The sequence below is a fragment of the Martelella sp. FOR1707 genome (genome assembly GCF_053484265.1).
The window spans coordinates 138,907-157,773 of sequence record NZ_JBAKFP010000006.1; the positions used below are offsets into that span (position 1 = coordinate 138,907).

General features: G+C 62.3%; 18 protein-coding genes. 10 read left to right on the forward strand and 8 right to left on the reverse strand.

From position 1 onward, the window contains the following. Positions 1-312: 312 nt before the first annotated feature. The 7 genes from V6765_RS17660 to V6765_RS17690 all read right to left on the reverse strand — a co-directional run bounded on the left by V6765_RS17660 (position 313) and on the right by V6765_RS17690 (position 8,846). Complete coding sequence (locus tag V6765_RS17660) at positions 313-1,641, reverse strand: sigma-54-dependent transcriptional regulator (protein ID WP_448431163.1); 1,329 nt, start codon at positions 1,639-1,641, stop codon at positions 313-315. Then, positions 1,638-3,431: a sensor histidine kinase gene (locus V6765_RS17665; protein WP_448431165.1), complete on the reverse strand. Its 1,794-nt coding sequence runs from the start codon at positions 3,429-3,431 to the stop codon at positions 1,638-1,640. Before V6765_RS17665 ends, V6765_RS17660 begins: the two co-directional genes overlap by 4 nt. Before the next feature lie 34 nt (positions 3,432-3,465). Continuing rightward, the gene (locus V6765_RS17670; RefSeq protein WP_448431167.1) at positions 3,466-3,843 is read right to left on the reverse strand and encodes a DUF1850 domain-containing protein; all 378 of its coding nucleotides are present in this window, start codon (positions 3,841-3,843) and stop codon (positions 3,466-3,468) included. Next, positions 3,840-5,957: a TRAP transporter permease gene (locus V6765_RS17675; protein ID WP_448431169.1), complete on the reverse strand. Its 2,118-nt coding sequence runs from the start codon at positions 5,955-5,957 to the stop codon at positions 3,840-3,842. The genes V6765_RS17670 and V6765_RS17675 overlap by 4 nt, the downstream gene beginning before the upstream one ends. Positions 5,958-6,033: 76 nt before the next feature. Next, positions 6,034-6,990, reverse strand: a complete 957-nt coding sequence (locus V6765_RS17680; RefSeq protein WP_448431172.1) for a TAXI family TRAP transporter solute-binding subunit — start codon at positions 6,988-6,990, stop codon at positions 6,034-6,036. 208 nt (positions 6,991-7,198) lie between these two features. Then, complete coding sequence (locus V6765_RS17685) at positions 7,199-7,831, reverse strand: hypothetical protein (RefSeq protein ID WP_448431174.1); 633 nt, start codon at positions 7,829-7,831, stop codon at positions 7,199-7,201. A 187-nt stretch (positions 7,832-8,018) separates the two neighbouring features. Then, positions 8,019-8,846 (reverse strand): IclR family transcriptional regulator, encoded by an 828-nt coding sequence (locus V6765_RS17690; protein ID WP_448431176.1) that lies wholly within the window; start codon positions 8,844-8,846, stop codon positions 8,019-8,021. 132 nt (positions 8,847-8,978) lie between these two features. On the opposite strand from V6765_RS17690, the gene V6765_RS17695 reads away from it, so the two are divergent. The 9 genes from V6765_RS17695 (at position 8,979) to V6765_RS17735 (ending at position 16,973) form a co-directional block, all read left to right on the forward strand. Further along, positions 8,979-9,749, forward strand: a complete 771-nt coding sequence (locus V6765_RS17695; RefSeq protein WP_448431178.1) for an HpcH/HpaI aldolase family protein — start codon at positions 8,979-8,981, stop codon at positions 9,747-9,749. 19 nt (positions 9,750-9,768) lie between these two features. Then, the gene (locus V6765_RS17700) at positions 9,769-10,674 is read left to right on the forward strand and encodes a hypothetical protein (protein WP_448431180.1); all 906 of its coding nucleotides are present in this window, start codon (positions 9,769-9,771) and stop codon (positions 10,672-10,674) included. 11 nt (positions 10,675-10,685) lie between these two features. Next, entirely contained in the window at positions 10,686-11,594 is a 909-nt protein-coding gene (locus tag V6765_RS17705) for a DUF6282 family protein (RefSeq protein WP_448431182.1), read from the forward strand. Between the two features lie 42 nt (positions 11,595-11,636). Beyond that, positions 11,637-12,635, forward strand: coding sequence for a TRAP transporter substrate-binding protein (locus tag V6765_RS17710; protein WP_448431184.1), 999 nt, complete (start codon positions 11,637-11,639; stop codon positions 12,633-12,635). 123 nt (positions 12,636-12,758) lie between these two features. Continuing rightward, positions 12,759-13,253 carry a TRAP transporter small permease gene (locus tag V6765_RS17715; RefSeq protein WP_448431186.1) on the forward strand — a complete coding sequence of 165 codons (495 nt, stop codon included), beginning with the start codon at positions 12,759-12,761 and terminating at the stop codon, positions 13,251-13,253. Beyond that, positions 13,254-14,534 (forward strand): TRAP transporter large permease, encoded by a 1,281-nt coding sequence (locus V6765_RS17720; protein WP_448431188.1) that lies wholly within the window; start codon positions 13,254-13,256, stop codon positions 14,532-14,534. A gap of 32 nt (positions 14,535-14,566) precedes the next feature. After that, positions 14,567-15,499: a 3-keto-5-aminohexanoate cleavage protein gene (locus tag V6765_RS17725; protein ID WP_448431190.1), complete on the forward strand. Its 933-nt coding sequence runs from the start codon at positions 14,567-14,569 to the stop codon at positions 15,497-15,499. A 4-nt stretch (positions 15,500-15,503) separates the two neighbouring features. After that, complete coding sequence (locus V6765_RS17730) at positions 15,504-16,223, forward strand: NAD(P)H-dependent oxidoreductase (RefSeq protein WP_448431192.1); 720 nt, start codon at positions 15,504-15,506, stop codon at positions 16,221-16,223. A 12-nt stretch (positions 16,224-16,235) separates the two neighbouring features. Then, positions 16,236-16,973: an SDR family NAD(P)-dependent oxidoreductase gene (locus tag V6765_RS17735; protein WP_448431194.1), complete on the forward strand. Its 738-nt coding sequence runs from the start codon at positions 16,236-16,238 to the stop codon at positions 16,971-16,973. A gap of 97 nt (positions 16,974-17,070) precedes the next feature. Here the strand turns inward: V6765_RS17735 and V6765_RS17740 are convergent, their stop codons facing one another. Continuing rightward, the gene (locus V6765_RS17740) at positions 17,071-17,259 is read right to left on the reverse strand and encodes a hypothetical protein (RefSeq protein ID WP_448431196.1); all 189 of its coding nucleotides are present in this window, start codon (positions 17,257-17,259) and stop codon (positions 17,071-17,073) included. 271 nt (positions 17,260-17,530) lie between these two features. Between V6765_RS17740 and V6765_RS17745 the strand changes: the two genes are divergently transcribed. Next, entirely contained in the window at positions 17,531-18,760 is a 1,230-nt protein-coding gene (locus tag V6765_RS17745; protein ID WP_448431198.1) for an META domain-containing protein, read from the forward strand. Positions 18,761-18,867: the final 107 nt, after the last annotated feature.

An 18,867-nucleotide genomic window follows, 5' to 3' on the forward strand; every position in this document is an offset into this window, starting at 1 on the left:
ATTGTCCCGACTACGTGTCGAATGATGTCGGACCGCAGAATAATTGTTTTGTTTCATTTAGTCCAAATAATAGAATAAAAATTACCCGCCGCCGCTGCCCTTTCAGCGGGTCGCGGACCGGAATGCGGTGACGTTGCCGTAGCGGCGCGATGGCCGTTCTAATATCGTGCCTGGCGCGAACGGCCGGAGCGATATCCTGATCACCGCTGGTCGAGATCGAGCCTGCCGGCTTTTTCTGGCGGCCTGTATAGCGACACGCCCGACAATCTGCCTTTGCTGCGGCGCTCCACCCCTTGGGGAGGCCGCAGATCATCACAAACCGAACTTGGAAATCTTTTCGCTCAGGGTTCGTCTCGGGATCTGCAAAATCCGTGCGGCTTCCGCGACATTGTTGCCGGAGGTCGTCAGTGCACGTTGGATCAGGGACTTTTCATATTGCCTGATTTCGTCATTCAGGCCGGCAGTCGGCGTTGTTTGCGCATCACCGCGCGATGCGGCTTCGAGAGCCCAGTCGATCCCGAGCGCCTGTGCTTCGGCCCTGTTCTTGAGTTCGCGGACATTGCCCGGCCACGCTTCCGCGAGGAGGCGAAAGCCGTGCTCGGGCTCGATCTCATTGGGCTTTGAGCCATAGCGGCGGGCGGCCAGGCGCGCGAAATGGGCGTAAAGCAGAAGAATGTCGCTGGCGCGCTCCCTGAGCGGCGGGACCGAGATGGTCACGCCGGAGAGCCGATAGAACAGATCCGCGCGGAATTCATTGTTCGCGATCGCACTCTGCAGATCGGTTTTGGACGTCGCCACGATCCGGACATCGATCGGGCGGGACCGGTTTTCGCCCAACCGCTCCACCATTCTCTCCTGCAGGACGCGCAGCAATTTCGCCTGGAGCGGCGGGGCAAGCGCATCGACCTCGTCCAGCAGCACAGTGCCGCCGGACGCATATTCGAATTTTCCAGAACGATCCTTATCCGCGCCCTGAAACGCGCCCCTGGCGAAGCCGAACAGCTCGGTTTCGAAGGCCGCGTCGGGTATGGCCGCGCAATTGATCGGCACGAACGGCCGCGCCGCACGGTCGCTTTGCGCGTGAAGGGTCCGGGCGACAAGTTCCTTGCCGGTTCCCGTCTCGCCGACGATGAGGACATTGACGTCCAGCGAAGCGACCGTCGCTATTCTCTCTCTCAACCGGACGATCGATGGATGGTTGCCGATGATCTCACCCACGCCCTCCGGCGAGCTGAGAACCACTTTTTGAAGACGCCTGATCTCGGCGCTCATCGTATTGCGTTTGATGGCCCTGTTGAGCACTGCGATGAGATGGTCGGCGTCATAGGGCTTCTCCAGAAAGTCTTCCGCGCCGGCCTTCATCGCCTGCACTGCAAGCTGGGTCTCGCCGTGCCCCGTCAGCAGGATGACCGGCAAGCCCGGATGGCTCTTCCTCACAGTCGACAGCAATGTCATGCCATCGACGCCGGGCATCCGGATATCCGAGACGAGAACATCGGGAACGACGTTGTCGAGCTGTCTCAATGCGTCGACGGCGTTGCTGAAGCCGGTGACCTGAAACCCGTTCATCTCGATCCAGTCGGAAGCCGACGCAAGCAGGTCACGGTCGTCATCGACAAGGAAGACATGGTCCTTATTCATTCCGCGGCCCTCACTTTCTCGACATGCAGCGGCAGCCGGACAGTCGCCCTGGTTCCCCCTTGTGGATCGGGCGAAAGGCGCAGCGCGCCGCCGTGATCCTCGACGATGGCGGCGGAGATCGAGAGGCCGAGGCCCAGCCCCTCGCTACCCGCCTTGGTGGTAAAAAACGGCTCCATGGCCTGGTCGAAATCCTCCGGGCTGATGCCATGGCCATTGTCGGCGACCGCAATATCCACATAAGCATCGGATGCGTTCACGGTGACCGTGATCCGCGGTGACGGGCTTTCCTCAAGAGCGTCGATCGCATTCAGCAGCAGGTTGACGAAGACCTGTTCCAGCCGGATGGACGATCCGGAGACATATACTGCATCGGGGGCCTCGATCTTCGGCTTCACGCCGATCCTTTGCGCCCGCGGTCCGGCGATTTCGACGGCAGCCTTGAGGCTTTCGACACAATCGAAGACTTCGATTTCCGCCCTGTCCTTTCTCGAAAACGTCTTGAGATGCTTCACGGTCTTCTGCATCCGCCGGACGAGATTGCGCGCCGACTCGATCCTGCTGGCAACGCCCTTTTCCTCAACCGATCGCGCCAGCAGGCTGGTGCTCGCCAGCGTCGTCTCCAGCGCCGCGAGCGGCTGACTGACCTCATGCACGATGGCCGCGGACATGCGGCCGAGCGCCGCCATCTTTTCCGCATGGACAAGCCCGTCCTGGGCGACCTTGAGATCGTGTTCCGCCGCCTTGCGCACCTCGATCTCACGCGCCAGATCGCGGGTCCTCTCCTCGACCTTGCGTTCGAGCATCTCACTCTGCTGGAGCCGCAGCGCCACGAGCTGGCGGCGCTGCAGAAGAAAGTGAAGCGCGCCGGTGAGAAGCATGCCGACGAGAACCGTGATCAGGCTCCAGACGGTCGCGCTGTCTCTGGCGGGCGCCAGATCGGTGCTGGCGAAAAGCGTCCAGTCTTCCCTCGGCAGCCTTACCGAAGCGGAGAGAAGATTGTCGTCGATCCTCTCGAACAGGTCTTCGCCGCTTGCGAGGAGATCACTGGCATTATCGCCGGCGGCGATCGGCCGGCGGCTTCCCAGATCGACGCCTTCATAGGTGCGCGAGGCGATCAGCGTGTCGAGCGCGGCCTGCGTCAGAGCGGCAATCGGCCGGTATTTCCAGTCGCTGTTGCCGGTGAGAAACACGATGCCGTAGCGATCCGCGAGCGAGAGATTCTGTGCCGCCGATTTCCAGCTTGCCTCAAGCGGCAGAAGATCGATCTTGACGACCACGACCCCGGATTGTTCGCCCGGTCCTGCGCCAATCCGCCGGGACATGAAATAGCCGGGCTTTCCGGTTGTAACGCCGATCCCGTAATAGCTGCCATCGCCTTCTTTCATCGCGTCCTTGAAATACGGCCTGAAACCGTAATTCCTGCCGACCAGACTATCGGGTTGATCCCAGTTGCTGGAGGCCAATGTCAGACCTTCGCTGTCGAGCAGGTAAAGATAGGTCGCGCCGGAAGCGGCGACCGCGGTCGAAAGATAGGCGTTGGCCGCCGCAATACGCTCCGGGTCCTGCGGCGCGCGCAGGAGCGCCCTCACCCGCTCGTCTTCGCCTGCAATCGTCGGCAGGTATCTGAAGCGGTCGATCTCGGCTTCCACGCTTCTGGCTGCGAGAAAGGCGGATTGCTCCAGCCGGACCAGGATGGTTTTTCTCACCCTGTCCTCGACAAGAAACCACACGACGACGGCCGACACGAACACGACGGCGATCGAAACCAGGGAAATCTTGTAGCGTTTCATCGACAGTACCGGGCCAAGCATTGCTCCAGGCTATTTATCCGTCTTCAGGCCCGCACTCGGCAAGAGCAATCGTGTCGCCCTCCGCTTCGCCAAGCAAGATGCAATCGTTTTGCCGCCCGTAGCAGATTTTCCAACCCGAAACGGTGGCGCCGGAGGCGGCAAGATGAAGCGTGCCGACTGGCGGCGTTTCGGGATGCCACGTCCACCATCCATCGACAAGGCGGGCGCCGGCGCCGGGGTCCATCCCCGCGCCCGATCCCTTCACCCTCGCCTCAGTCAGCACGAGCTCGGCGTCAACGATCGCCCAGTCCTCTTGCCACTCGATCTTTTCGACCGAGTGAACCCAGGAAAGCGAGAACGCGGTTGCGGCGATGACGGTCACCTTGCCGCCAGCGAGAATGCACAGGCTCACGTGCCCGCCGCCTGCGAAACGCTGCTGCGTCTGATCTTGCGATAGACCAGGAACGCAAAGACGACCGCCAGCGCAAAGCCGATCTCGTCGGTTATCGGCAAGGAAACGATCAGGCTTCCCGCCGCAGCCGCGGCCATGAGCCTCATGAACGGGTTCAGGCGCGCTCCCGCATATCCGATGACGGCGGTTCCCCAAAGGCCGATCGCGAGCGCGGTCTTGAAGACGATGTAGGCGACCGCCGGCGCATAACCGATCGTCGTCGCCAGCGGCCCACCGTCCTGTAGCATCAGGGCGGGCGTATAGACTGCCATGAACGGGATCACAAAGCCGGCGGCAGCGACCTTGACGGCTTCCAACGAGATTTTGAGACCGTTTTCCTTCGCGATCGGCGACGCCGCGAAACAGGCCAGCGCCACCGGCGGGGTGAGGTCCGCGAGAATGCCGAAATAGAACACGAACATATGGCTGACGATCAGCGGCACGCCCAGTTCCAGCAAGGCCGGCCCAGCGATCGACGAGGTGATGATATAGTTCGGTATGGTCGGTATTCCCATGCCCAGCACGATGCAGGTGATCATGGTGAGTACGAGCGACAGGAACAGGTTGCTTTCCCCGACGGACACGATGAACTGCCCGAATGTGTTGGCGGCACCGGTCAGGGTCATGGTGCCGATAATGATACCGACAACCGCGCATGCAACGCCGACGGGAAGCGCCGTCTTAGCCCCGTCCGCCAGCGCATCGCGACAGATGACGAGGGATTCGCGGCCGCCCTTCGACAGCACGTTCCAGGCAATCAGCCCGGCGACTGCAACAAGCATCACCCGGTTTCCGTAGGCGAGGAAGGCGGCGGCGACCAGGCCGAGACCGACCCAGAAGATAAGCCGGATAACGCCTTGCGGAAGCCCGAGCGCAATCGAGCCGCCAAGGATGAGCATCACGGTAAGTGCGAGGCCGATGGTTCCGGCATAGAGCGGCGTATAACCCGAAAACAGGAAGTAGACGAGAACGACCAGGGGCAGAACGAGAAACCAGCCATCCTTCAGGGCCTTGACGGCGGATGGCAGTTCGGTTTTTCCCATGCCGACCAGGCCGTGTTTTCCGGCCTCCAGATGCACCATCCAGAAGGCGGATGCGAAGTAGAGAATGGCCGGAATGATCGCGGCCTTGACGACCTCGTGATATTCGACGCCGAGCGTCTCGGCCATGATGAAGGCGACCGCCCCCATGACCGGCGGCATGATCTGCCCGCCCATCGATGCCGTTGCCTCGACCCCGCCGGCGAAGGCCGGACGATAGCCGAACTTCTTCATCAGCGGGATGGTGAACTGACCGGTCGTGACCACGTTGGCGACGCCGGAGCCGGATATCGTTCCCATCAGGCCGGAGGAAATGACGGAGACCTTCGCAGGCCCGCCCGTGCGATGGCCCACCAGGCCGAGCGAGACGTCGGTGAACAGCTTGATCATCCCCGCTTTCTCAAGGAACGCGCCAAAGAGGATGAAAAGGAAGATATAGGTCGAGGAAACATAGATGGGAATGCCGTAGATCCCCTCCGTTCCATAGGCCATGTGGTCAATGACCTGCGAAAAATCATAGCCGCGATGGTTGAGCGGCGACGGCAAATACTGGCCGAAAAAACAGTAGGCCAGAAACAGGCCCGCGATGACCGGCAGCGCCGGACCCATCACCACCCAGGCCGCCACGAACACGGTGGTGAGCGCAATGACGCCGAAAACGATGTCGCGCGGCAGCGGATCGCCGGCGCGAAGGGTCAGCGGCAGATATTCCACATACTGGTAGAGGGCAACCGCGACACCCGCCAGCGCCAGTGCCCAGGCGGCCGCTTTCCATGCGCCGGACTTGCGGCGCGCCAGCGCGATCAAGGGAAAGGTCAGCAGCATCAGGAAGCCAACATGAACCGCCCTTACGATCTGGCTGGCAAAGTCGATAAAATGGGCCGCGGTCGCGATCTGGAAGGCCGAAAATGCGATGGCTATCCAGAACAGCAACCGGCCTTCAAGAGACCGGGGAAAGGATTCGGCCAACGGATCGTGCAATCCGAGGTCGCCGGCCTCCTCCGGCATGTCATGTTTCAAGGAATCATGCAGCATCGCGTCCTCCCAGGGCGATTCAGTGCGGATGGGGCCGGCTGCGAAAGTCGGCCCCGGCTTGCTCTCCAGGGGAGGTTCACAGCAAGCCTTTTTCCTTGTAGTAACGCTCGGCGCCCGGATGAAGCGGCACAGGCATGCCTTGGGTCGCGTTTTCCAGCTTGATCATCTTTGCGGCCGCGTGCGCCGACTGCAGTTCGTCAAGGTGTTCGAACATCTGCTTGGTCATCTGATAGACCGTCTCTTCAGACACGTCCTCGCTCGTGACGAGGAAGTTGACGACCGCGACCGTTGCAACATCAGTATCCTGCCCTTGATAGGTCCCGGCCGGAATGGTGCCGGCGATATAGGGCGGTCCGAGCTTCGCCGTGACATCCTCGGGGACAGCCACGACAGTGATGTCGACCGAGGTCGAAAGATCCTTGATGGACGCAACGCCCAGTCCAGCCGACTGCAGCGTGGCATCCAGCTGGCGGTTCTTGATCAGCTCCACGGATTCGGCATAGGGCAGGTATTCCGTCTTGCCGAGGTCATCATAGCTCATGCCCGCGGCTTCGAAAATCTTGCGCGCGTTCAGTTCCGTTCCGGATTTGGGCGCCCCGACCGAGAGCGCCTTGCCTTTCAGACCCTCGAAATCGGTGATGCCGCTCTCCTTGGCGGCAACGATCTGGATATAATTCGGGTATATGGCCGCGACGCCGCGCAGCTTGTCGAGCTTTTCCTTGAAGCCGGCTTCCGCGTCGCCTTCCCAGGCAAGCTGGACGGAATCGCCGAGCGCGAAGGCCAGTTCGCCCTTGCCCCGCTGCAGCAGGTTTAGGTTTTCGACCGACGCCTTGGTCGATTGCACCTGCGTGCGGACCCCGGGGATATTCTCTGCGTAGATCTTCGAAAGGCTCACGCCAAGCGGATAATAAACGCCCGATGTGCCACCGGTCAGGATATTGATGAATTCATCCGCCTTTGCCGAAGTCGAGGCAACTGAGACCGCAAGCGCAGTTGCAGCGGCGAAGGCATATCTGTGGAAATGGTAAGACATTTTTCTCCTCCAAATTTGTGAGCGCCGTCTCCCGATTTCAGCGCTGCAAATGATCTTACCGGCGCCAGTCCCACATAAGAAATCATATCAAATACAATAATTTAGACCATTCGCCCGATTTCCCTTCGGCAAGAATCCGCCGACAAACCGGGGAAACTGGCGGAAACTTGCCAAGTTGACACGCAACCGCTGTTCCGCATCACGGGAGTCAGCTCAAAACGCCGTAGAGCATGGTAATCCAGACGATATTGCCTGCAAGCCAGACCAATCCCAGCCACATCAGTTTCCGGCTCTCTTGGGTTCTCATCGCGATCAGGGCGATCACGGTTCCGGCAACGAGGCGGAAGCCATACCAGACGCCGAGGGACGTCAGGTGCTCTCGTCCCTTGATGAGCGTGTCGACCAGATCGAAAGCGAAGGAGATCGCGAACAGGGCAAAGAAGGCGGACCGCCGCCGGAAGAAGAAATCTTCCCGATCGACTTGCCCCTGAATGTGGTCGGGATAAAGCAGGGTCGACATCAGGAAAAACAGCGAGGCGTATGACAGGACGAATATGTAGATCCAGAAGTTCCATTGGGTGATCAGGCGAAGCGCGAACTCCCACCACCAGAAGTGCACGGCGCCGAGAAGCAGCACCAGCGACCAGACGATCTGGACATGCATGCCGTCCGTCTTGATCGGCTCCTGCAGGCGGCGGGAAAGACCGGACAGCACGCGCGTGATCGCCAGCCCGAGGATGAGGCTGACCAATATCCGCAAATGTCCATATGCATCCATGTCCGCTACCCGTTTCAGCGCGCCGGGCTCATCCCGTCCGCCCGACCCGGGAAGCATAACCATTTGAAGCAGGTTCCGCCAAGCCGCCCGCGGACCTGATCGCAGATGCGCCGCAATGGAAGGAAGCGCCTGATGGAATCGTGTCCTTGCCGCGCCGGGAACCATCGGGGCAGACCTATACTGACCCGAAAGATGAGCTTTCGCGCACAGCGCTTCGCGCTATTACGGCGATGAAAACCGCAGTGAAGCTTCAGAGCCCGGACGGTACGGAATCGGCCGACGCGCCGTCTTCTTCCTCACCACCCTCATAGCCGAGTCTCCTGGAAATCTGGCGCGCGGCGCGCATGACGGCGTCGATTTTTGTCTGGTCGGGCTGAGGCGGAAGGAACTGGACGAGATCCACGATGCCGACGGCGCCCACAACGCCGCCCGTGGCGTCGAACAGCGGGGCCGCCAGGGTATTCAACCCGATCGCGGTCTGGTTTGCCGCCGTCGCCCAACCGTGCTTGCGGATCTTTTCGAGTTCGGCGTTGACGCCTGCGACCGTGGTGATCGTCTCCGCGGTTGGCGCAGTCATAGGACGGGCCAGTACCGCCTCCCGGAACTCGGGGTCGGCATAGGCCAGCATGACCCGGCCCTGGGCGGAGTTGTGGAACTGGAGAAGCGAGCCCGGCTTCACGCCGATTTCGATCGGCGAACGGCCAGAAAGCGCCATCACGATCCGCGCTCCGCTGTGTTCGAACTGGGATACAACACAGGATTGGCCCAGGGTTTCGCGTAATTGTCGCAGGTCATTTTGCGCCAGGTCGACCAGATTGGACGCTTCGGTCAGATGGCGGCCGAGCGATATCAGCCGCCCGCCCGCACGATATCGTCCGGTTTCCTCGTGCTGGCACACATAGCCCTCCTGAAGGAGGGTGCGAAGATGGCGGTGAGCACGCGTTTTCGTGGTGCCGAGCTTTTCGGCAAGTTCGGTAACGCCAATCGGCCCCTTCGCGCGAGCAACGGCCTCCAGTGTTCGCAGAGTGAGCACGACACCCTGAATGCCATCGCTTCCTTCACCGCTGATCTTGGGCATCTTTCTGACTTTTTCCTTTTAGGCGCCTGAAATTCACCCGCTTGACAATCGGGATAGGCCGCAGTAACCGTGTTTCGGTAAGCAATATAATGTTGCGGTCAGCGATACGCAAGAGGAAAATGGGAGGTGGAGGTGGCTCAGGATTTGGCCAGGGGATTTCGCAATCGCGTACTGGGCGGAGGCAAGCTGTTCGGCACCTTCCTGAAGACGCCGACGACGCACGCCGCCGAAATACTCGCGCAGGAGGGCTACGACTTCGTCGTCATCGACGAGGAGCATGCGCCCTTCAATCCGGAAACAACGGATCGCATTCTGATGGCCTGCCGCCACGCCGGAATCGCCGGCGTCGTGCGCGTGTCGCGGATCGAGGACATTCTGCGGGTCCTCGACAGCGGCGCCGACGGCGTTCTCGTGCCGCATGTCGACAGCGCCGAGCGGGCGAAGGCGGTCGTCGCCGCCGCGCGTTACCGCGGCGGGGCGCGGGGCTTTTCCAATACCACGCGCGCCGGACGCTATGGCTCGGTCGCGATGGGCGATCATATCGCCGCCCAGGATAGCGGCGTTGCAGTGATCGCGATGATCGAGGATCGCTCGGCCATCGGCCGGCTTGACGAAATCGCCAGCGTGGAAGGCGTCGATGCATTCTTCATCGGCCGCGGCGACCTGACAGTTGCCTTCGAGGCCGAGAGCCAGGCCGCCGCCGACGTGGTCGGGGCGGTGGAGGCGATCACGTCCGCGGCATCGCGCGCGGGGCGCAAGGTTTTCGTGATGTCCGGCGCTCCCGACGACGCCAGAGCGCTTTCGGACCGGGGCGCGACCGGTTTCATCATGGCATCCGACCAGGGCTTCCTGCGCCAGGGCGCCAAGGAAACGCTGGCCCGTTTTGCCGGCGCTCTGAACTGATTTTCGGGAGAGAGACACAATGTACGACAAGAATGATCCGCGCTCCGCACTGGCGCTGAAATCGGGAGCCGGGCCGGCGCCCAAAGGCTTGGTCGCCGAACCTCAGCTGGGTCTCTTCTACCAGGAAGACCCCGCCGAGACGGGCCCGGGCAGCAAGAGCTGGTACACGCGCGGGCACAATTTCGTGCTGTCCTGGAGCGAAGCCCAAGCGGGTGCCGTTTTCGAACGCAGGAACCAGCCGGACGAATATGTGGTTCTGCTGCCCGAAGCCGGCGCGAAGATCACCTGGAACGGCGAGACGGTCGATGTTCCGGGCTTCTCGATTGCCTTCGTGCCGCACGGCGACAGCCGGGTGGAACTGCCCGAAGGCGGAAAACTCTGCCGGCTGTTCTCGATCAATTCCAGGGATCTCGTTCCGCTGTGCACCAATCGCGACGCTTATGCGCGCAAGCGCACCCATATTCCGGAATTCAAGCCCTGGCCGGAGCCGCCGGCGGGCTGGAAGGTGCGGCACTATTCGCTCGACGTGCCGAAGCAGGAAGGCCGTTTCGGCCGGATTTTCCGCTGCACCACCTTCATGGTGAACTATCTAGAGCCGAATGATGGGCCGCGCGATCCGCACAACCTGTCGCCCCACCATCACGACGACTTCGAACAGTGTTCGCTGGCGATATCGGGGTCCTTCATCCACTATCTGCGCTGGACCTGGACCATCGACATGGACGACTGGCGCGAAGACCGGGCCGATCACGTCCAGTCGCCCTCGGCCTACGTGATCCCGCCCCCGGTCATTCACACCACCCGCGCAATGGAGGCCGGGCGCAACCAGCTCGTGGACATCTTCTGCCCGCCCCGCACGGACTTTTCCGAAAAGCCGGGCTGGGTGCTGAACGCTGAAGACTATCCGATGCCTGAGGACGTGTAGGGAGGAATACCATGCAAGACGAAATTCAAGACAACCGCGACGCCGAAATCGCCGAACTGCTCAAAGGCGCCATTGACCTGCACTGCCACTCGGGACCTGCGGCGATGCCGCGCATCCTCGACCATCACGAGGCGCTGCTGGATGCCGCCGAAGCCGGCTTCCGCGCCCTGCTCTTCAAGGACCATTTTTATCTCGGCGTCTCGCACTGCGCGATGCTGGAGAAGCTGGTCCCGACCGATGTGAAGCTCTATTCCGGCATCGCGCTCAACAATGCCAGCGGCGGCATCAACCCGCATGCGGTCAACCACGCCATCAATATCGGCGCGAAGATCGTCTGGCTGCCGACGCTGTCGGCGCAAAACCACCTCGACCAGCAGGAAGGACAGGGCAAGACCTTTCCCAAAACGGCAAAACGGATGCTGCCGCCCGAAGGGCTTTCGGCGCTGGACGGCTCGGGGCAACTGCTCGATTCCGTCAAGCAGGTGCTGGACCTGATCGCGGAGGGCGACATCATCCTTTCCGGCGGGCATCTGCCTGCCAGCGAGCTGATCATGATCTTCGAGGAGGCGCGCAAGCGCGGCGTCACCAAGATGCTGGTCAACCACCCGACCTATATCGTCGGCGCCAGCGATGACGACATGCGGGCCATGGTGGAGCTCGGCGCCTACATGGAGCACTCGATTGCGATGTGGAGCGAAGGATCGGGCAAGATTTTCGGGCCGGAGGAGTTGGCCCACTACATCGAGGTGGCCGGCGTGGATCACACCGTGCTTTCTTCCGATCTTGGCCTGCGCGGTTCGCCGCGCCCCATCGAGGGGTACCGCACCATCGTCCGGATGTTGCTGGACCTGCAGTTCTCGCACGACGACATCCGCACACTGATCGGACACAACGCCGCGAAACTGTTGAACCTGACCTGACGCCTGTGGGAGGCGCAGGCAATCAACCACTGGGAGGAAGATATGATTACACGACGTAGACTGATGAAGACCGGCGCCGCCGTTGCGGCGACGCTGGCTGCCCCGAGCCTGGCGCGGGCGCAGCCGATGAAGGTGCGCATGGGCCATGCCGCCAATGAAATTCACCCCGGCCACATTGCCGCGCTTGAATTCAAGAAATCACTTGAAGCCCTTGTCCCCGGCGCCTTCGACCTGCAGATCTTTCCCAACCGGCAGTTGGGCGACGACCGGCAGGGCGTTGAAAGCTGCGTTGCCGGCACGCTGGAATTCTGCGGCGGCAGCGGTTCGACGATCTCTATCGTCACCGGCCAGGTGGCGCTGGACGCCTACCAGTTGCCGTTCCTGATCAGGGATTACGACCACTTCGCGCGCATGGCGCTCAGCCCTGAGGGCGAGGCAATCAACGAGAGCCTCATGGTGGGCGGCATACTCGGTCTCCAGACCACCGACATCGGTCAGCGCCACTTCGCGACCGTGAGCAAACCGGTCAGAACGCTTGCCGATTTCACCGGGCTGAAAACCCGCATCGTTCCGCTCGAATTGCACAAGGTCATCTGGGAGACCGTCGGCGTCAATCCCGTTGGTCTGCCTTACGGCGAAGTCTACGGCGCGCTTGAGACCGGAACCATCGACGCCTGCGAAATCAATGTGTCGTCGATGCTGGGCGAAAACCTCTGGGAAGTGGCCAAGCATTTCACGCTGACCGGGCACTACCCCTGGCACAATGTCACCTGCGTGAACGCCGCCTTCTTCGAAAGCCTGTCGCCCGAACTGCAGGAGGCGGTGCGCACTGCCGGGCGGGAATCGGTGATACCGACGCTGGAATATACCGCCAAGCAGGACATGGATGGCCGCGCGGAGCTGGAGGCCAAGGGCGTGGAAATCCTCCAGTTGGAGGGGCTCGATCAGATGAAGGCCAAGGTTGCTCCGATCGTCGAGCAATGGAGCACGAAATCGCCTCTGATCGCCGACTTCGTGAGCGTCGCGCAGCAGCCGTCCTAGGCTGTTGCAGGAAGGGGAGGAAAAATGCAAGCGCAGTCAACCGCCGGTCCTTCGGACCTCCCGCGCTGGTTCCGATGGTTCGGGATATATACCCGTACCATTGAGGGCGTCGCGGGCGTCAGCATGGCCATTATCCTTGTTATCATGATCGTTCAGGTGGCTGCGCGCTACCTTTTCTCCGGCTCCATCATCTGGGCAGAGGAGGCCTGTCGCTATCTCCTGTTGTGGCAGACCTTTCTCCTGCTCGGCGTCGCCTATCAGCGCGGCGAGTTCGTGATGCTGGACCTCTTGCCTTACATGCTGAGTTCGCGGGCCAGGCTTGTCCTCAAATGTGCGACGGCCATCCCGGTGCTGATATTTCTCGCCGTGATCGTCGTGAAGGGTTTCGATTACGCCTCGCGCTTCGAGCGTCAGAAGATTCCGGCGCTCGACTTCATCTGGTCATCGCTCACCGGCGCAAACGCCGGGGTTTCGGTGAAATGGGTCTATATCTGCGTGCCGATCGGAGCGGCGCTTCTCGCCTTGCACGTCGTCGCCGATCTTGTGGTGTCGACCCTTCGCCATCGCCGGGGCATAGACGACCCGCCGCCCGCAGTCGACATGGGGGAACAGCTTTAAATGACCGGATTTTTTGGAATATTCGCCCTGCTTCTGGTAACGGGCGTTCCGATCGCGCTGGCGCTCGGGATTGGCGGCATGGCCTTTTTATGGTTTTCCGGCAATGGCGCTATGATGCTGTCGCTGCCGCAGCGGATGATGGCCGGGGTCGATCAGTTCGTGTTGCTGACCATCCCGCTATTCCTGCTGGCCGGCGCCTTGATGAACGTCGGCGGCATTACCGATCGCATCGTGACGTTTGCCAAGGTTTGCGTGGGCCACCGCCGGGGCGGAATGTCGAATGTCACGGTGCTTTCGGCAGGTTTCTTCGCCGGCATTTCCGGCAGCGCCAACGCCGAGGCGGCCGCACTCGGGTCGATCCTCATCCCAACGATGAAAAAGCAGGGCATCCCGGCGGCCTATGCCGCGGCGCTGGTCGGGGTGTGCTCGATCGTCGGGCCGATCATCCCGCCCTCGATCACCATGATCATCTACGGCGTCTTGTCGGGAACATCGATCGGACAGCTTTTCATGGCCGGCGTGGTGCCGGGCGTGTTGCTGATCTGCGGCTTTCTGGCCTATGCGACGTGGCGCGCCGCGCGGGACGATTTCCCGGTTTCCGAGCGCGTGCCGATGGCCGAACGCGGCGCCGCCGTCTTTCGCGCCCTGCCCGCGCTGTTCCTGCCGCTGATCATCATCGTCGGCATCAAGGCCGGCATCTTCACCCCGACGGAAGCGGCCGCCGTTGCGGTCGCTTATGCGCTGGTGGTCGGCCTGGCCTATCGCGATCTCACGCCGTCGCGGATATGGAACGCGCTGGTGTCGACGGCGATCATCTCCGCCTCGATCCTGTTCATCACGTCGATGGCCTCGATCGTCGCCTTCGTCTTCACGCTGGAACAGGTGCCGACACGGATCACCGAATCCATTCTTGCGATCACCGACAACAAGATCGCGATCCTGCTTCTGTTGAACCTGTTCCTGCTGCTGCTCGGCATGTTCCTCGAACCGATTTCTATCCTGATCCTGACGATGCCCATCCTTTTGAAAATGAGCGGTCTGGTCGGCATGGAGCCGGTTCAGTTCGGCGCGATGGTTGTCCTCAACGTCGTCATCGGCATGGCCACCCCACCGGTCGGGATCCAATTGTTCATCGTTGCGGGGGTTTCGGGAGAACCATTGCCGCGGATCATCCGCGAGGCGCTGCCGCTCATCGCGATCTGCCTGGTCGTGCTGATGCTGGTCGCCTTCATCCCGGCCCTGACGCTCGCGCTGCCGAACGCGCTCATCCCAGTCCATTAGAAGCCAGTCCACGAGAAGGAAGTTAAGCCACCATGGCAAAGCGCCGCAAAGTAATCGTGACCTGCGCGGTCACCGGGTCGATCCACACGCCCTCGATGTCGCCGCATCTTCCGGTGACGCCGCAGGAAATCGCCGATGCCGCGATCGGCGCGGCGGAAGCGGGGGCATCCGTCGTTCATCTCCATGCGCGCGACCCGAAAACCGGCGCGCCCGACCAGTCGCCGGAACGCTATTCCGAGTTTCTGCAGGTGATAAAGCAACGCACCGATTGCGTCATCAACATCACGACGGGCGGGGCGCCCACAATGTCGGTCGAGGAACGTCTTCGTCCGGTCGCCCAATTCAAGCCGGAGATCGCCTCCCTGAACATGGGCTCGATGAATTTCGGCCTTTATCCGATGCTGGAGCGCTTCACCGAGTTCCAGCACGATTGGGAACGCGACTATCTCGAAGGCTCGCGCGACCGCATCTTCCGCAACACGCTCGGCGACATCGAGAACATCCTGACCACCTGCGCCGAGCACGGAACCCGCTTCGAGGTGGAATGCTACGACATCGGGCACCTCTATACCTGCGCCCATTTCGTCGAGCGCGGGCTGATCAAGCCGCCGGTGTTCATCCAGAGCGTTTTCGGCATTCTCGGCGGCATCGGCGGACATCCGGAAGACGTTATCCACATGAAGAGAACCGCCGATCGCCTTTTCGGAGATGCCTATCAGTGGTCCGTGCTTGGAGCGGGCCGGAACCAGATGCCGATCGCCATGCAGTCGGTGCTGATGGGCGGCAACCTGCGGGTGGGGCTTGAGGATTCGCTGTGGATCGGTCCGGGCCGGCTGGCCAAGTCCAACGCCGAGCAGGTCGCCCTCGCCCGGCAGATGGTGGAGTCGCTTGGAATGGAGGTTGCGACGCCGGATGAGGCACGGGAAATCCTGGACCTGAAGGGCGCCGACCGGGTGGCGTTTTGATCTCATGAAGGTCCTGATTATACTCGCCCATCCAGAACCAACCTCGTTCAACGCGGCGCTTGCCGCCCATGGCGCCGCGGCTCTTCGCGACGCGGGCCACGAAGTGACGATCTCCGATCTCGTCGCGCAGGATTTCGATCCCCGCGCCGGGCGGCACGATTTTACCGGCGCGGCGGATGCGACGCGCTTCCACTATCAGCGTGAACAGGCCCATGCGGTGCGCACCGGAGGTTTTTGCGACGAGATCGCCCGCGAACAGGCGCGGGTAATGGACACCGACCTGCTGGTGTTCCAGTTTCCGCTCTGGTGGGGCGGCGTGCCGGCGGTCGTAAAAGGCTGGATCGAGCGCGTTCTGGCCTATGGTTTCGCCTATGCGGACGGGCTGCGCTACGAGAAGGGTGTCTTTCGCGGGCGCCGGGCCATGGTGTCAATGACCACCGGCGGCCTGCCGCAGCGTTTCGGGCGCGGCGCGGCCTATGGGGAGCTGGATGACCAGGTGCTCTGGCAGATCCAGCATCTGGTGCTCGAATATATGGGCTATACGCTCGAGCGGCCCTTCGTCGCCTACGGCGCGCCCCGTGTCGATGCCGCCCAACGCGCCGCCTATCTTGATGCATTCGCCAACCGCCTGCTCGAAGCCGCGGCGCGGCCGGTCGATCGCGGACAAGGCATCACCGATCCGCTGTCGCGTGTGCCCGACAGCGCAATTACCGCCAACAGGTAGGAGGCAATGACGATGGAAACGCTTGACGGAAAGGTCGCATGGGTCACCGGCGGCTCGCGCGGCATAGGTGCCGAAACGGCGAAGCTTCTCGCCCGACGGGGCGCTTCGGTGGTCATCGGCTACGGCAATGCGCGCGAGGAAGCCGAGGCCGTGGCCGATGTAATCACGCGCGCCGGCGGGCGGGCCGTGATATCGGGCGGCGATGTCCGCAAGAGCGAGACCGCGGGTGCGGCCGTCAGTGCGGCGATCGACAATTTCGGCAGGCTCGACATTCTGGTGACGGCCGCCGGGGTCAATCACTGGTCGAAGCTCGAGGGCATCAGCGGCGAGGACGTGACGGCGGTGATGGACGTCAATGTCGGCGGGACCTTGCAGGCGATCCGCGCCGCCGCCGCCAGGATGACTGACGGCGGTTCGATCGTCACGCTCTCCTCGCGCTTCGCGCAGAATGTTCAGCCGGGCGTCGCGCTCTATGCGGCCTCGAAGGCGGCGGTGATCGCGCTGACCGAGGGTTTCGCCAAGGAACTGGGCGGGCGCGGCATCCGCGTCAACTCGGTCGCCCCCGGCCTGACCGAGACCGACATGACACGCAAGGCGATTGCCGAACGGGGCGACGCGGTCGCCGCCCAGACCCCGCTCGGCCGCGTCGGCCAACCCGAGGACATCGCCCGCGTGATCGCCATGCTGGTATCCGAGGACGCGCGCTGGGTAACCGGCAGAACCATCCGCGCCGACGGCGGTATCGTGTGATATCGCCGAGAGCTGCGTGAAGCTGACCACCGTTCTTCATAGGCATTGCTAAAACGGCCGGTGTTTGCCTTCCGGCAGAGACAAGTATCCGTCCTGGTCAAGCGGGTGTGTTGCCATCGACGTGGGCGACAAGGACGCGGGGCCATGTCTGCAGCCGGTCGATCAGCAGGTGAAACACGGACCCGACGGATCCCGTCAGAATTCCCGTCAGCGCCGCAAGGGCGACGAAGCGGATCCGCGCTTTCCGGCTTCCGGGTTGCTCGAGTTCGTCTGCGGAATTGTCCATGGCGCTTCATCGTCTGGAACGGGATTTCAAAAAATGGGCAACGATCCCGTGATCGCAACCTCCTGCCAGAGGGCTGCGCTCTGACATGTTGTTCGCCCGGTTGCGGCCACCTACAAATATCGTGTTAGATTAGCCGGGCCGTGCAACCGCAACGGCGCGCGTGCCTGGTCGCCCAGCGGCCCCCGCCGGTCTTCCGCCTGCTCTGGTACGAAACGGGGAGCGTCTCCGGCGCGCTATACCGTCCACCCGTAAAGACGACGAAGGAAACACCATGTCCCGTTCAGCTCTGACACTTCTGGCAAGCCTCCTTGCGGCAACGACCGCCCATGCGCAGGACATGCGTGAGATCACCGGCGAGGCCATGATGCGCGAACGCCTGGCGCTGCCGGATGATGCCGAACTCGTGGTGGAAGCGCGCGGTTTCCAAAACGCCCCCCTGGCGATGCACAGCGATGAGTCGAACGGCCGGCAGGTGCCATGGCCGTTCACGCTCGCCATCCCCGCCGGCGTTACGGCCGATCTCTCCGCCGCCATCCGGATCGATGGCGCCAACCGGTTTGTGAGCGAACCGGTGATGATCGCGGCGGGAAACAATGATGCCGATATCGGAGGCGTTATGCTGACGGCGTTCACGCCCGCGGCCTTCGGCAGCACCTTTATGTGCGGCGATATCCGCCTTCAGCTCGGCTTTCAGGGCGAGGAAGCGGTGGTCGAGACCGATGAGAGGATTTACCACCTTGCCCCCGCGATCTCCGCGGATGGCGCGAAGTACCAGTCCGAGGACGGCCGAAACGTCTTCTGGAGCAAGGGCGACGATGCGCTGGTGACGCTCGATGGCGAGGACTTGCCGGATTGCTTCATGATGCCGGCCGAGGCGGAAAATTCATGGTCGGCGCAGGGCAATGAACCCGGCTGGCGCGCCGTCATCGCAGGCGACCGGTTTATGCTGGACATGAATTACGGCGATGACCGGCTCGACCTCCGCCTGCCGGAACCTCAGGTGGTCGACGGGGCCCATCGCTACGATTTCGACCAATACGCCCTCGCCTTCAGCGTGCGCGCCGAAATGTGCCAGGACGACATGAGCGGCCGATTGTTTCCGCAAAGCGTCGAACTGGAAACGGCAACCGGAACGCTGAAGGGCTGCGGCGGCGACACGCTCGATCTCCTCATCGGCCCCGAATGGTCCGTCGACAGTCTTAAGGGCAGCGCGCTCGATGAGGCTGCCGATCGTCCCGCCTTCTCGATCAGCGAGGAAGGCCAGATCTTCGGAACCACCGGCTGCAACCGCTTCACCGGCGCGTTCTCGGTCAATGGCGAGGGTGGCATCGCAATCGGCCCGCTGGCGACAACGCGGATGGCCTGCGACGACGCCCTGATGAAGCAGGAACAGGCCGTCCTTGAGGCGCTGGATTCAAGCGAAAGCTTCGACTTCGGCCCCGACGGCGCGCTGTTGCTCACGTCGGGCGCGCAAACGCTTATCGAGGCGAGCCGCAGATAGTCGCGACTTTTCGGGGTAAGAAGCGCCGCCATGCGGCGGGCAGGTTGCGAGCAGCGCGGACCCGGTTCGGACGCTGAATCACCCGGAAGGTGTCAAGAGAATAGCGA

Excerpts from the sequence above, each read along its gene's own strand:
- V6765_RS17690 (WP_448431176.1), bottom strand. The coding sequence starts at position 8,846 with ATGCCCAAGATCAGCGGTGAAGGAAGCGATGGCATTCAGGGTGTCGTG.
- V6765_RS17715 (WP_448431186.1), top strand. The coding sequence starts at position 12,759 with ATGGCCATTATCCTTGTTATCATGATCGTTCAGGTGGCTGCGCGCTAC.
- V6765_RS17740 (WP_448431196.1), bottom strand. The coding sequence starts at position 17,259 with ATGGACAATTCCGCAGACGAACTCGAGCAACCCGGAAGCCGGAAAGCG.
- V6765_RS17730 (WP_448431192.1), top strand. The coding sequence starts at position 15,504 with ATGAAGGTCCTGATTATACTCGCCCATCCAGAACCAACCTCGTTCAAC.
- V6765_RS17665 (WP_448431165.1), bottom strand. The coding sequence starts at position 3,431 with ATGAAACGCTACAAGATTTCCCTGGTTTCGATCGCCGTCGTGTTCGTG.
- V6765_RS17705 (WP_448431182.1), top strand. The coding sequence starts at position 10,686 with ATGCAAGACGAAATTCAAGACAACCGCGACGCCGAAATCGCCGAACTG.
- V6765_RS17745 (WP_448431198.1), top strand. The coding sequence starts at position 17,531 with ATGTCCCGTTCAGCTCTGACACTTCTGGCAAGCCTCCTTGCGGCAACG.
- V6765_RS17735 (WP_448431194.1), top strand. The coding sequence starts at position 16,236 with ATGGAAACGCTTGACGGAAAGGTCGCATGGGTCACCGGCGGCTCGCGC.
- V6765_RS17685 (WP_448431174.1), bottom strand. The coding sequence starts at position 7,831 with ATGGTTATGCTTCCCGGGTCGGGCGGACGGGATGAGCCCGGCGCGCTG.
- V6765_RS17660 (WP_448431163.1), bottom strand. The coding sequence starts at position 1,641 with ATGAATAAGGACCATGTCTTCCTTGTCGATGACGACCGTGACCTGCTT.
- V6765_RS17725 (WP_448431190.1), top strand. The coding sequence starts at position 14,567 with ATGGCAAAGCGCCGCAAAGTAATCGTGACCTGCGCGGTCACCGGGTCG.
- V6765_RS17675 (WP_448431169.1), bottom strand. The coding sequence starts at position 5,957 with ATGCTGCATGATTCCTTGAAACATGACATGCCGGAGGAGGCCGGCGAC.
- V6765_RS17680 (WP_448431172.1), bottom strand. The coding sequence starts at position 6,990 with ATGTCTTACCATTTCCACAGATATGCCTTCGCCGCTGCAACTGCGCTT.
- V6765_RS17700 (WP_448431180.1), top strand. The coding sequence starts at position 9,769 with ATGTACGACAAGAATGATCCGCGCTCCGCACTGGCGCTGAAATCGGGA.
- V6765_RS17720 (WP_448431188.1), top strand. The coding sequence starts at position 13,254 with ATGACCGGATTTTTTGGAATATTCGCCCTGCTTCTGGTAACGGGCGTT.
- V6765_RS17710 (WP_448431184.1), top strand. The coding sequence starts at position 11,637 with ATGATTACACGACGTAGACTGATGAAGACCGGCGCCGCCGTTGCGGCG.